12 protein-coding genes are annotated in these 12,773 nt (G+C 62.7%); all 12 read right to left on the minus strand.

The features are described 5' to 3' along the window. Positions 1-111: 111 nt before the first annotated feature. Positions 112-1,260: an alanyl-tRNA editing protein gene (locus tag ACZM22_RS00650; RefSeq protein ID WP_489542768.1), complete on the minus strand. Its 1,149-nt coding sequence runs from the start codon at positions 1,258-1,260 to the stop codon at positions 112-114. Beyond that, entirely contained in the window at positions 1,260-3,044 is a 1,785-nt protein-coding gene (gene aspS / locus ACZM22_RS00655; RefSeq protein WP_483268161.1) for an aspartate--tRNA ligase, read from the minus strand. Before aspS ends, ACZM22_RS00650 begins: the two co-directional genes overlap by 1 nt. A gap of 77 nt (positions 3,045-3,121) precedes the next feature. Continuing rightward, positions 3,122-4,477: a histidine--tRNA ligase gene (gene hisS, locus ACZM22_RS00660; RefSeq protein ID WP_489542769.1), complete on the minus strand. Its 1,356-nt coding sequence runs from the start codon at positions 4,475-4,477 to the stop codon at positions 3,122-3,124. Further along, on the minus strand, positions 4,470-4,949 hold the full coding sequence (locus ACZM22_RS00665; protein ID WP_489542770.1) for a hypothetical protein: 480 nt from the start codon (positions 4,947-4,949) through the stop codon (positions 4,470-4,472). The genes hisS and ACZM22_RS00665 overlap by 8 nt, the downstream gene beginning before the upstream one ends. 308 nt (positions 4,950-5,257) lie before the next feature. Then, positions 5,258-5,674 carry a methylglyoxal synthase gene (locus tag ACZM22_RS00670; protein WP_483268158.1) on the minus strand — a complete coding sequence of 139 codons (417 nt, stop codon included), beginning with the start codon at positions 5,672-5,674 and terminating at the stop codon, positions 5,258-5,260. A gap of 21 nt (positions 5,675-5,695) precedes the next feature. Further along, on the minus strand, positions 5,696-6,433 hold the full coding sequence (locus ACZM22_RS00675; protein WP_483268157.1) for an AAA family ATPase: 738 nt from the start codon (positions 6,431-6,433) through the stop codon (positions 5,696-5,698). Positions 6,434-6,459: 26 nt separating this feature from the next. Further along, a complete protein-coding gene (gene rsmG, locus ACZM22_RS00680) occupies positions 6,460-7,158 on the minus strand; it encodes a 16S rRNA (guanine(527)-N(7))-methyltransferase RsmG (protein ID WP_483268156.1) in 699 nt (232 codons plus the stop codon). Next, positions 7,155-7,580, minus strand: a complete 426-nt coding sequence (mscL, locus tag ACZM22_RS00685) for a large-conductance mechanosensitive channel protein MscL (protein WP_483268155.1) — start codon at positions 7,578-7,580, stop codon at positions 7,155-7,157. Before mscL ends, rsmG begins: the two co-directional genes overlap by 4 nt. Positions 7,581-7,646: 66 nt before the next feature. Continuing rightward, positions 7,647-8,969: a serine--tRNA ligase gene (gene serS / locus ACZM22_RS00690; protein ID WP_483268154.1), complete on the minus strand. Its 1,323-nt coding sequence runs from the start codon at positions 8,967-8,969 to the stop codon at positions 7,647-7,649. Positions 8,970-9,011: 42 nt separating this feature from the next. Then, positions 9,012-9,878, minus strand: coding sequence for a ParB/RepB/Spo0J family partition protein (locus tag ACZM22_RS00695; protein WP_483268153.1), 867 nt, complete (start codon positions 9,876-9,878; stop codon positions 9,012-9,014). Positions 9,879-9,891: 13 nt separating this feature from the next. Continuing rightward, positions 9,892-10,647: a ParA family protein gene (locus tag ACZM22_RS00700; RefSeq protein ID WP_489542771.1), complete on the minus strand. Its 756-nt coding sequence runs from the start codon at positions 10,645-10,647 to the stop codon at positions 9,892-9,894. 283 nt (positions 10,648-10,930) lie between these two features. Then, positions 10,931-12,769, minus strand: a complete 1,839-nt coding sequence (locus tag ACZM22_RS00705) for a glycoside hydrolase family 13 protein (protein WP_489542772.1) — start codon at positions 12,767-12,769, stop codon at positions 10,931-10,933. Positions 12,770-12,773 lie beyond the last annotated feature (4 nt).

Here is a 12,773-nt window from a genome sequence, read left to right on the forward strand (position 1 = left end):
ATTGTAGCATGTTCCGCACCAAAAGGAAAGCCCCGAAAGTGCGGGAAATGCGCACTTTCGGGGCACAGATTTTGGCAAAAATGCGAAAAAACTTTTCGTGATGCGAAGTATTTACCGGTTTTGGAAGAAGCTGCGGATATCCTCCGCCGTGCAGGCGGCGCTTCCCTGGGCGAAGCCATCCCGTCCGCCGCCGCGGCCATGGAGGGCGGCGTTCATGTCCTTGACGAGGGGGCGCAGGTCGCCGCCGCTCTCAATGACGGCGTACTGGTAGGCGCCGTCGCTGCCGGCGAACACGGCGCAGCGTCCGCCTGCGGCCCTGGCAATGGCGTCGCACAGGCGGCGGGCGCCGTCGCCGTCCAGCTTTCCCGTGATGTGCAGGACGTTTCCGGCATCACGGTATCGCTCTGCCGTGTGGGCGAAGTCGGCCTCCTCCAGATGGGCGGCCTTTTCCTTCAGAGCCAGCAGCTCCTCCTGCATACGGCCTACGGCGGCTGCGGCGCTCTGGGGCTTTACGGACAGGGCCTGCCCGATCTGGCGGGCCTGCTCCCAGCTGGCGGAAAGGTAGTCCAGCGCACGCCGTCCGCACAGCAGCTCCAGCCGCGCGCCGTCCCGGAATTTCTGACAGCTCAATAGCTTCACCAGCCCCACCTGACCGCTGCGGGCTACGTGGGTGCCGCAGCAGGCGCACATGTCCGCGCAGGGGAACTCTGTGATGCGCACGGGACCCTCCAGCGCCTTTTTGCTGCGGTAGGGCAGGGCGGCCAGCTCCTCCGGCGAGGGATACCAGATGCGGATGGGGTGGTCGGCCCAGATGTAGGCGTTGGCGCGCCGCTCCACCTCCAGCGCCTGCTCCCAGGTAATGGGGGCGTTATAGTCGATAGTGACCACGTCCGCGCCCATGTGGAAGCCCACGTTGTCGCAGTGGAACGTGCTGCACAGCAGGCCGGAGATGATATGCTCGCCGGAGTGCTGCTGCATATGGTCGAAGCGCCGCGCCCAGTCGATGTGGCCGCCGACCTCCGCGCCTACGGACAGCGCCCGGTCGCACAGGTGGGTGACGACACCGTCCTTCTCGTGTACATCCAGCACGCGGGACTCACCCAGCGTGCCGTGATCGGCGGGCTGACCGCCGCCCTCGGGGTAGAAGGCGGTACGGTCGAGTGTGACGGCAAAGCCGCCCTTCACCGCCTCACAGGACTCCACCACGGCGGTGAAGTCCTGCGCGAAGGCGTTTTCATAGTAGAGCTTGCGGGTGGCCATCAGTCGTCCTTCTCCACGTCGCCCACGATGGCGATGTGCAGCTCATCCAGCTGCTTCTGCTCCACCACGGAGGGGGCGCCCATCATGACATCCTGGGCGTTCTTGTTCATGGGGAAGGGGATGATCTCGCGGATGGAGCTTTCACCCGCCAGCAGCATGACCATGCGGTCCACGCCCGGAGCGATACCGGCATGGGGAGGCGCACCGTAGCAGAAGGCGTTGTACATGGCGGGGAACTTCTTCTTCACGTCCTCCTCGCCCAGACGCACCAGCTCGAAGGCCTTGATCATGATCTCGGGATCGTGGTTACGCACCGCGCCGGAGCTGAGCTCCACGCCGTTGCACACCAGATCGTACTGGTCGGCGGTGATGGTCAGGGGATCGATCTCGCCCCGCTCCGCCTTCAGCAGCACCTCCAGCCCGCCGCTGGGCATGGAGAACGGGTTGTGGCAGAACTCCAGCTCGCCGGACTCGTCGCCGATCTCGTACATGGGGAAGTCCACGATCCAGCAGAACTCGTAGCGCTCCTTGTCCATGTGGCCCTCGCAGGCGGCGCCCAGCTTGCCGCGCAGGACGCCGGCGGTCTTGATGGCCGCGCCCTTGTCGCCGGCAGCCACGCCCACCAGCATATTGGGCTTCAGACCCAGCTTGGCGGTGAGCGCCTCATGGCAGCCGTTCATGAACTTGGCGATGCCGCCGGCCAGCTGACCGTTCTCATCCACCTTGAACCAGTAGGGCTTGCTGCCGGACTGGACCTCCACATCGGTGCAGAGCTGATCGATGGCCTTGCGGGTCAGGGTGCAGTCGCTGACGGCGATGGCCTTGACCACCTTGCCGTCGATCTGCTCAAAGCCGCAGCCCTTCACCTCATTGGAGATGTCGGTGAGGGTCAGGTCGATACGCAGGTCAGGCTTATCGGAGCCGTAGGTCTCCATAGCGTCGTTGTAGGCGATACGGCGGAACGGCGCGGCGGAGGCCACGTTGTAGGTGCCGTATTTGGCGAAGATGGGGGGCAGCACATCCTCCAGCACGGCGAATACGTCGTCCTGGGTGGCGAAGGCCATCTCCATATCCAGCTGGTAGAACTCACCGGGGGAGCGGTCGCCGCGGGCGTCCTCGTCCCGGAAGCAGGGGGCGATCTGGAAGTAGCGGTCAAAGCCGGAGGTCATCAGCAGCTGCTTGAACTGCTGGGGCGCCTGGGGCAGGGCATAGAACTTGCCGGGGTGCTTGCGGGCGGGCACCAGATAGTCACGGGCGCCCTCGGGGGAGGAGGCCGTCAGGATGGGGGTGGTGATCTCCAGAAAGCCGTGCTCGGTCATGGCAGCGCGCAGGGCGGCCACCACCTGGCAGCGCAGGATGATGTTCTGCTTCACCGCGGGGTTCCGCAGGTCCAGATAGCGGTACTTCAGACGCTGCTGCTCGTCGGCCTCGCGGCTGCGGTTGATCTCAAAGGGCAGGGAGTTGTAGCGGCAGCGGCCCAGCACCTCGATCTTGCTGGGAACCACCTCAATATCACCGGTGGCCTGCTTGGGGTTCTTGCTGGCGCGCTCGCGGACGACGCCCTCCACGCTGATGGTGGACTCCTTGTTCAGGTCGCGGATAATGGCCATCATGTCCTCGGTCTCCACCACGATCTGGGTGGTGCCGTAGAAGTCGCGGAGCACCACGAAGGCGAAATTCTGGCCCACGGCGCGGACGTTCTCCATCCAGCCCACCAGCTTCACGGACTGGCCCACGTGCTCCAGCCGCAGCTCGTTGCAGGTATGTGTGCGCATCTGCATCATTGTTTTGTCCTCCTATTTTGATAATGATTTGTATAAAATAAGGTATATATTACGATTTGTTTTCGGTATTGGCCGGCTTATTCCACGATGACCGTGCCTTCGCTGCGCTGGGCGAGACCCTTCTGGATGATGGCCAGCGTCTCGTCGAAGGGCAGGGTGGTCTGTTCGCCGGAGGCCATATCCTTGCAGCCCACCACGTTTCCGGCGATCTCGTCGTCGCCCAGGAACAGCACATAGGGCACGCCGATCTTATCGGCATAGTTCATTTTGGCCTTGAACTTCTTCTGCTCGGTGTAGAGCTGGGTGCGGACACCGGCAGCGCGCAGGCGGGTGGCCAGCGTCACAGCGGGGGCCAGATCGGCGGTCATGGGCAGGATCAGCACGTCGGCAGGGGCGGTGGGCAGCGCGGGGTTCAGCATGCCCTGCTCACCCAGCACGTAGAACAGGCGGGTCAGACCGATGGAGATGCCCACGCCGGGCAGCTGTTTGTCGGTGTAGTACTCCGCCAGGTTGTCGTACCGTCCGCCGGAGCAGACGGAGCCGATCTCAGGGTGATCCAGCAGCGTGGTCTCGTACACCGTGCCGGTGTAGTAGTCCAGGCCCCGGGCGATGGTGAGGTCCACGGCGAAGTTCTCCGCCGGTACGCCGAAGGCGGACAGGTACTTCACCACGGTGTTCAGCTGGTCAAGACCTTCGTCGAACACCTCGTTCCGGCTGCGGTAGCCCTCCAGCGCGGAGAGCACCTGATCGTTGCCGCCGCTGATGGCGATGAAGGCCAGAATTTCATCCGCTTTCTCCGCATCCACGCCGCACTCGTCCATCAGCAGGGTCCGGACCTTCTCGGCGCCGATCTTGTCCAGCTTGTCCACGGTGCGCATGATGTCGCCGGACTGCTCCGTCAGACCCAGCATGGCGTAGAAGCCATTGAGAATTTTGCGGTTGTTCACACGGATCTGGAAGCGCTTCAGGCCCAGGGAGGTGAACGTCTGGTAGATGATGGCGGGAATCTCCGCCTCATTGGTGATGTCCAGCTTGCCGTCGCCGATGACGTCGATGTCCGCCTGATAGAACTCGCGGAACCGGCCGCGCTGCGCCCGCTCGCCGCGGTATACCTTGCCGATCTGATAGCGGCGGAAGGGGAAGGACAGGTCGTTGTAGTGCAGGGCCACATACTTGGCAAGCGGCACCGTCAGATCAAAGCGCAGCGCCAAGTCGGCGTCGCCCTTCTGGAAGCGGTAGATCTGTTTTTCCGTCTCGCCGCCGCCCTTGGCCAGCAGTACCTCGCTGGCCTCGATCACCGGCGTGTCCAGCGGCGTAAAGCCGTACAGGCTGTACGTCCGGCGGAGGATATCCATCATCCGTTCCATCTGCTGCTGCGGCTGGGGCAGCAGCTCCATGAAGCCCGACAGGGTGCGGGGTGTCATTTTAGCCATTGTCATGTTCTCCTTTATCTTCGGTGTTTTCCGTTTCGTAATGTGTCTCTGCGCCGTCGCCGATGGCGTCCGTACCGCTGTCCAGCGTGTGGGACGCCGCCTCCCGCGCGGCTTCGGCCTCCGCCTCGTGCTTCAGCTCCCGGGCCACCTCGCGGTAGATGTCGTCTGTCTCCAGACCCTTTTTCCGGCCTAACTTGCCCACCACGATGCCGCCAGCCACGATGAGCGCAGCCCATACCGGCCAGAACGCCGGTACGGCCAGCGCCAGCGCCAGGAAGGGCAGCATGCCCAGCCATGCGCCGATCTCGGCGTAGGCATCCCGTACGCTATGGTAGACGCCCTTCTTCCGGCGGATAGCGGCGGTGCGCTTCAGCTGGGCGAAGCACATGGCCAGCCGCAGCAGAGCCAGCGCCGTCACCGGAATGAAGATGTCGTAGTAGTGTTCGTGGATAAAGCGTATGACAGACTGCATAGACGCCTCCTTTTTTTTCACGGGCGGCGTGAAAAAACGCTCCCGTCCCCTGCGTTGGGACGAGAGCGTTCAAACACTTCGTGGTGCCACCCAATTTCAGCCGCCGTGCGGCCCTTTCTGCTCCTGTTACGGGGAGCGCGCCGTGGATGTTTCCATCCCCGCTCGTCTGCTGTCTTGGCCCGTCCTGCCGCGGTGCGCTTTCAGCCGGCGGCGCACCTCTCTGCTGGCGGCGTTGCGCGGGTTACTCCTGCAAAGTCAACGCGGTCACTCTTTATAATAGGCGATTTTTTGCCGGTTGTCAAGGCGGTTCAGGCGGTAAAGGGCTTGCTCTTGGGATTCACGATGTCGCGCCAGTCCAGATAACCCTGATTCAGGCCCAGCACCAGCATCTCCGCAGTAGCCAGATTGCTGGCAAAGGGGATATTGTTCTGGTCGCACAGGTGAGAGATATAGGTCACGTCCTCATCTGTGGTCTTCTGGTTGGGGTCGTCAAAGCACAGGACCATGTCGATCTCGTTGTAGGCGATGCGGGCCGCGATCTGCTGGCCGCCGCCGTGGGTGAAGGACAGGAACCGATGGATGGTCAGGCCGGTGGCATCTGCGATCTGCTGGCCGGTGCTGGCGGTGGCGCACAGGGTGTGCTTGGCCAGGATACCGCAGTAAGCCGTGCAGAACTGCACCATCAGCTCTTTTTTGTTGTCATGCGCCATCAAAGCAATATTCATAGAGGGGCGCTCCTTTCTCTGTTATATCTTCATCAGGGGCATTTTTCGGCCCATGATGCGTTTGGCGATGTTTTCGTAGGCGCGGGCGGCGTAGAAATTCCGATCCCGCAGAACCAGACCGCGATTCAGGCAGTAGGGGACGTCCTCGTCCTCCGGGATTACCCCCAGCAGGGGCAGACCGGCGGTGTCAATGGCGTCGTCGATGGTGGTGTGCAGGGCCCGGAGCGTCTTACGGGACACGCGGCCCACCACCAGATGCACCGCGTTGGCGGGGAAGGCGGACAGCTCCATGGCGGTGCGCTGGGCGTCCCGCATGGCGGAGATATCGGTGGTGGTGACGACGATGACCTGATCGGCCATGCAGGCCGCCATCTTGAACCCTTGGCCCAGTCCGGCGGGAGCATCCATCAGGCACCAGTCGTACTTCTCCCGTATCTCGCGGGCCAGAGCTGCCAGCTGCCGTACCGTCAGGGCCAGCGGCCTGTCAGCCATGGGTGCGGCCAGCAGGTCCAGCGACCGGTATTTCTCGTGGGTCACCACGGCCTGCTCCAGCGTGCAGCGCTCCGCCAGCACGTCGGAGAAATCCATCAGAGCCCGATCGCTGAGCCCCAGCGCCAGATCCAGGTTCCGCAGCGTGATGTCGCAGTCCATGCACAACACGTGCTGGTCCAGCGATGCCAGCGCTAGACCGGTATTGGCGGTGAAGGATGTCTTACCGGTGCCTCCCTTGCCGGAGACAACGGCGATGATCTTTCCCATGTGACCCTCCCTTCTGAGTGCTGCCGCTATTTCAGCGGCGCTTTCTTGATGCGGGCAAAGCTCCGCGGATAGATTGCGGGGGTGTCCTTGACCTTCTCAACGATGACCAGCCGGTGGCGCACCTCCGTCTCCGGTACAGTGTAGTCGCGGATGTCCGCGATGCGGCCGCCCAACTGTCCGATGGCGCCCCGCGCTCCGGCGATCTCATCATCGGAGGACACGGACTTCATGGCCAGGAATTGGCCGCCTACCTTTACCAGCGGCAGCGCCAGCTCGCACAATACGTTGAGGTTGGCCACGGCCCGGGACGCGGCGATGTCGTACTGCTGCCGGTGTCCGGCGGCGTATTCCTCGGCTCGGGCGTGGACGCAATCCACCCGTGCCAGTCCCAGCTGGCTGCACACCTCCTTCAGAAAGTCGATGCGCTTGCCCAGACTGTCCAGCAGCGTCAGATCAAAGTCCGGCTCCAGGATGCGCAGCACCATGCCGGGGAAGCCGGCGCCGGTGCCCACATCGATGACCCGCTTGCCCCGCAGGTCCGCCATAGTTAGCAGCGCCGCGCAGTCCAGCAGGTGCAGTGTGGCCACATCCTGCGGCGCAGTGATGGCCGTCAGGTTCATCACCCTGTTCTTTTCCAGCAGCGCTGCCGCGTAGGCCTCCAGCTGGGGTACGGCATCGGGGGACAGTCCCAGCTGGGTCAGTCCCCGTGTCAGGGACTCTCTCATTTCTGCTGCTCTTTCAGCAGGTCGCGGATCTCGGTGAGCAGATCCTCGGAGGTGGGCTTGGGCTCCTCCTCGGGGGCGGGCTCCTCCTCTTTCTTCTTCAGGCTGGCCAGCTTATTCATGCCCTTCACCAGCAGGAACATGGCAAACGCCACGATGATGAAGTCCAGGATAACGGCAAGCAGATTGCCAATGCCCAGCGTGACGGGGTCGGCACCCGCCTCCACGGCGGCGCTGTTGAGCAGGATGTTCCACTTTGCCAGATCGATGCCGCCGGTGAGCAGCCCGATGAGGGGCATAATGATATCGTTGACGATGGACGTGGTGATCTTGCCGAAGGCGGCGCCGATGACAACGCCGATGGCCATATCCATTACGTTGCCGCGCATGGCGAAGGTCTTAAATTCGCTGAAAAACTTCTTCACAGGTCAACTCTCCTATACGGGTTGTATAATGCGTGATAAATATTCCGAGATGTTATCGAAAATCGTTCAGTGGCGGGGCACCAGACGATCCTTGCCTCCCATGTAGGGCTGCAGCACCTTGGGCACCAGCACGGAGCCGTCCGCCTGCAGGTTGTTCTCCAGCAGTGCGATGAGCATGCGGGGAGGAGCCACCACGGTGTTGTTCAGCGTATGGCACAGCTGCATCTTGCCGTCGGCGTCCTTGTAGCGGATCTTCAGGCGGCGGGCCTGCGCATCGCCCAGATTGGAGCAGGAGCAAACCTCGAAATACTTCTGCTGGCGGGGGGACCAGGCCTCGATGTCGCAGGACTTGCACTTCAGGTCTGCCAGATCGCCGGAGCAGCACTCCAACTGCCGCACGGGGATGTCCAGGGACCGGAACAGCTCCACACTGTACTGCCACATCTGCTCGTACCACTTCTTGGAGTCCTCAGGCTTGCAGACCACGATCATCTCCTGCTTTTCGAACTGATGGATGCGGTAGACGCCGCGCTCCTCGATGCCATGGGCGCCCTTCTCCTTGCGGAAGCAGGGGGAGTAGGAGGTCAGCGTCTGGGGCAGCTTGTCCTCCGGCAGGATCTGGTCAATGAACTTGCCGATCATGGAGTGCTCGCTGGTGCCGATGAGATACAGGTCCTCGCCCTCGATCTTATACATCATGGCGTCCATGTCCGTCTGGCTCATGACGCCCTCCACCACGTTGCCGTGGATCATAAACGGCGGGATGCAGTAGGTAAAGCCCTTGCCGATCATGAAGTCGCGGGCGTAAGCCAGCACTGCTTCGTGCAGCCGGGCGATATCGCCCAACAGGTAGTAGAAGCCGCTGCCGGACACGCGGGCCGCGGCGTCCATGTCGATGCCGTCAAAGCGCTCCATGATGTCGGTGTGGTAGGGCACCTCAAAGTCCGGCGTCTTTGGCTCGCCGAACCGCTGCACCTCCACGTTGCAGCTATCGTCCGGCCCGATGGGCACGGAGGGATCGATCATCTGGGGAATGACCAGCATGATCTTGTTCAGCGCGGACTCGGCGTGCTCCTTCTTGGCCTCCAGCTGGGCCATACGCTCCGCGTCCGCCTTGACGGCGGCGTTGTTGGCATCGATCTCCGCTTGGATGGCGGCCTTTTCCGCCTCATCGGTACACTTTTTCAGCCGTCCGAACAGGGGACCGTTGGCCTTGGACAGCTTGTTGCGCTCCGCCTTCAGCGCCTCGCCATCGGCGATGGCCTGGCGGCGCTCGGCGTCCAGGGCGATGGCCTCATCTACCAGAGGCAGCTTGGCGTTCTGGAACTTTTTGCGGATGTTCTCCTTTACCGCCTCGGGATTTTCCCGCACAAATTTGATATCAAGCATTGTGAACCTCGATTTCCGGCTGTTTCACGTGAAACAGCCCAGTTATTTCTTTTTGATGGCGTGGAGCGCGTCCAGCAGATCGTTGAGATCGTCGGTGCCGTAGTACTCCAGCTCAATGCGTCCCTTTTTGCGGCCGCTGACGATGCGGCAGCCGCGCCCCAGCCGCTCGCCCAGCTCTCGGGCGGCCTCCTCGGCGTAGTTGACGGACAAGGGGCCCTTGGCCGGCTTTTCCGGCGTCTCCGCCATCAGCTTCTTAGCCAACAGCTCCGTCTGCCGCACGGACAGCTCACTTTTCAGCACGGCTGCCGCCGCCGTTTCCTGCTGCTTGGCAGGGAGGGGGAGCAGCGCACGGGCGTGTCCGCCGGACAGCCTGCCGTCCTCCACCATGGCCCGCACCGGCTCGCACAGGTTCAGCAGCCGCAGAGCGTTGGCCACGGCGGGACGGGACTTACCTACACGTTTGGCCGTCTCCTCCTGGGTCATGTTGTACTGCTCCATCAGCACCTTGTACCCCTCGGCCTCTTCGATGGGGTTCAAATCCTCGCGCTGTAGGTTCTCGATCATGGCCAGCTCCATGGCCTTGCGGTCGTCGGCCTCAATGACCACGGCGGGCACCTGAGTCAGCCCCGCCATGCGGGCGGCGCGCCATCGGCGCTCGCCGGCAATGATCTGGTAATAGCCGGACTGGAGCTTCCGCACCGTCAGCGGCTGGATGATGCCGTGCTGCCGGATGGAGTCGGCCAGGTCGGCCAGTGCATCGGGGTCAAACAGCTTGCGCGGCTGGGCCGCGCAGGACTCTACCTGACTGATGGGCAGCATCAGACTGGTTTTTTCCTCGTGGAGGGCCATCATATCGTCGCCCATAAGAGCGCCGAGACCCTTTCCGAGGCCCTTGGATATGTTTGCCATACTGCGTCTCCTTTCAGGCGTTTCGTTTCAAAAATTCCTCCGCCAGCGCGATGTAGGCGTCAGCTCCGCGGCAGTTGCGGTCGTAAGCGGTGATGGGCCGTCCGTGGCTGGGCGCCTCGCTGAGCCGGACGTTGCGGGGGATGACGGTGCTGTACACCTTGACACCAAAGAAGCGCTTGACCTCCTGCGCCACCTGGATGGACAGATTGGTGCGCCCGTCAAACATGGTCAGCAGCACGCCCTCAATGTCCAGGGACGGATTCATGCTGCGGCGCACGATGCGCACTGTGTTCATCAGGTCACTGAGACCCTCCAGCGCGTAATACTCGCCCTGCACCGGCACCAGCAGACTGTTGGCGGCGCACAGCGCGTTCAGCGTCAGCAGCTCCAGCGATGGAGGGCAGTCGATAAAGATGAAGTCGTACTGCTCCGTCACCTGCCGCAGCGCGGCCTTCAGCAGAAACTGCCGGTTCTCCATCTCGATCATTTCCACACCCGCGCCGGCCAGCGCCTTGCTGCTGGGCAGCACATCACCGTAGGGGGTGGAGACGATGGCCTTTGCCGTCTCCGTGCCGTTGATGAGCACGTCATACACACCGTTGGACACGGATTTGTCCACGCCCATGCCGCTGGTGGCGTTGGCCTGCGGGTCGAAATCACACAGCAGCACCCGCTTACCCTTGGCCTTCACAGCGGCGGCCAGATTGACACAGGTGGTGGTCTTACCCACGCCGCCTTTTTGGTTAACGATGGCGATGATCTTGGACACAGCAAATTCCTCTTTCTATATAGTATCCCGCCCGACGCCGCCGTAAACAGCGGTCTCGCCCCGTGTGGAGGCGCGGCAAAGGCAGCGGACAGCGCCGCCTTGGGAGTATTATATAACAGGTGCGCCTGTGGATTCAATAGAGAATTTGCAAAAAACAGAAACTGTTTCACGTGAAACGTCGAACTGCGCGCCCTGACGCATGTTTCACGTGAAACATGCCGCCTCAAAAAAAGGGGGAGGGTGTTTCACGTGAAACACCCTCCATCCGTATCTGCTTATCTTCTCACACCAGTATCACACCATCCAGCGGCGGCAGCGTCAAGTGTACCGTGCCGTTCTGCGATAGGAACTGCTGACCCGTCACGGCGTCGATGCACAGCCGTCCGTCCCCCGGCAGCGTCAGCTCCAGCGGCGTATCACCGGCGTTCAGTGCCGTCACGGTGCGCTCCGTCCCGTGGAGCCGCTCTACCACCAGTCCGCCGCCCTGGGCGTGGAGATAGCGGATAATTCCGCACTGCATGGATATCCGTTCCACCCGCAGCTGTCCCAGCCGCCGGAAGAAGGCCAGCAGCGATCCATCCTCACTGCCCCAGGGATAGGTGCCGCGGTTCAGCGGGTCCTCGAACCCCTGCATTCCCGCCTCATCGCCATAGTACAGGGTGGGGGAGCCTGGGAAGCTGTACAGGAGCATAGCCGCCAGACGCAGCTTCTTCTGTCCCCGCGCCAGCTCGGCGGGGGAGAGGCGGTATGCCGCCCGCTGTCCCTTGTCCTCCGGCGTCCGTTCCACACCCAGCAGGGTCAGGATACGGGGCGTGTCATGGGTCCCCAGAAAGTTCATGGCCCCATAAAACGCCGCGGGGGGATAGTTTTCCCGTATGGTCTCCATGTCGTCGCGGAAGGCAGCGGCGTCACCGCCGCCCAGCCACGCCAACAGCGCCGTCCGGAAGGGATAGTTCATCAGCCCGTGGGTCTCCCGCCCCAGAAGATAGCGCCTGCGTCGGGAGTAGGCGATCTTGTTGCTGCCGTCCTCCCACACCTCACCCAGCAGATAGCCGTTGGGCTTCTCCGCTTGGATGGCGTCGCGGATGGCGGCGATAAAGTCATCCGGCAGCTCGTCGGCCACGTCCAACCGCCAGCCGTCGGCCCCGTCGCGGAGCCAGTGCCGCACCACGGAATCCTTGTCCGAAATGATGAACCGCCGGTAGTCCGGCTGTTCCTCATTCACCGCCGGCAGGGTGTGTACGCCCCACCAGGCATCGTAGTCCGTGGGCCACGGGTGGAAGCTGTACCAGCTGAAATACGGAGATTCCGTGCTCTGGGCCGCCCCCGGCTCGGGATAGAATCCCTCCGCGTTGAAGTACCGGCTGTTGGAGCCGGTGTGGTTGAACACACCGTCCAGAATAATGCGGATGTCCCGTGCGTGAGCCTCGCGGCACAACGTGCGGAAGTCCTCCTCAGAGCCCAGCATGGGATCAATGGCGTGGTAATCTGCCGTGTTGTAGCGGTGGTTGCTGTCCGCTTCAAATATGGGGTTGAGATAGATGGTGGACACCGACAGGCTCTTGAGATAGTCCAGCTTCTCCGTGATGCCCGCCAGCGATCCACCGAAGAAATCGCGGTTGGTGATCTGTCCCTGCTCATCCGGCAGGAACACAGGCTGTTCGCTCCAGTTGTCGTGGACCCACCGCCGGCCCACCATACCGCCGACATCCGGCACAGAGGTGCGCCGGAACCGGTCCGGAAAGATCTGATACGTCACGCCTTGTCCGAACCATGCGGGAGTGGGCGTGTCCTCATACACCGTCAGCTGCCACCGCACCAGCGCGTCTTGCCCGCACCAGCCGCTGCGGCCGTAGCACACGGTGCTGCCGTCCGCGCGGGTGAACCGAAAGGCGTACCAGCACAGATCCGGCTCTTGAGGAGCAGTGTATATGCCGGAGAAGCCGCCCTCGGCAGGGGGGAGGGGGCATACCTCGTCCACCCCCGCGAATTCGCGGTGTACCAGCAGCTCACAGGCGTAGTAGTCACCGTCCCGCAGGGTAAAGGACACCTCAGCGCCGCAGGCTACCGCGCCGAAGGGGGACTTGCAGGCGGCGTCCCGCGGATCAAAAACAGGAAACATAGAA

This window comes from Vescimonas sp., from assembly GCF_057856985.1.

Excerpts from the sequence above, each read along its gene's own strand:
- ACZM22_RS00650 (WP_489542768.1), bottom strand. The coding sequence starts at position 1,260 with ATGGCCACCCGCAAGCTCTACTATGAAAACGCCTTCGCGCAGGACTTC.
- aspS (WP_483268161.1), bottom strand. The coding sequence starts at position 3,044 with ATGATGCAGATGCGCACACATACCTGCAACGAGCTGCGGCTGGAGCAC.
- hisS (WP_489542769.1), bottom strand. The coding sequence starts at position 4,477 with ATGGCTAAAATGACACCCCGCACCCTGTCGGGCTTCATGGAGCTGCTG.
- ACZM22_RS00665 (WP_489542770.1), bottom strand. The coding sequence starts at position 4,949 with ATGCAGTCTGTCATACGCTTTATCCACGAACACTACTACGACATCTTC.
- ACZM22_RS00670 (WP_483268158.1), bottom strand. The coding sequence starts at position 5,674 with ATGAATATTGCTTTGATGGCGCATGACAACAAAAAAGAGCTGATGGTG.
- ACZM22_RS00675 (WP_483268157.1), bottom strand. The coding sequence starts at position 6,433 with ATGGGAAAGATCATCGCCGTTGTCTCCGGCAAGGGAGGCACCGGTAAG.
- rsmG (WP_483268156.1), bottom strand. The coding sequence starts at position 7,158 with ATGAGAGAGTCCCTGACACGGGGACTGACCCAGCTGGGACTGTCCCCC.
- serS (WP_483268154.1), bottom strand. The coding sequence starts at position 8,969 with ATGCTTGATATCAAATTTGTGCGGGAAAATCCCGAGGCGGTAAAGGAG.
- ACZM22_RS00695 (WP_483268153.1), bottom strand. The coding sequence starts at position 9,878 with ATGGCAAACATATCCAAGGGCCTCGGAAAGGGTCTCGGCGCTCTTATG.
- ACZM22_RS00705 (WP_489542772.1), bottom strand. The coding sequence starts at position 12,769 with ATGTTTCCTGTTTTTGATCCGCGGGACGCCGCCTGCAAGTCCCCCTTC.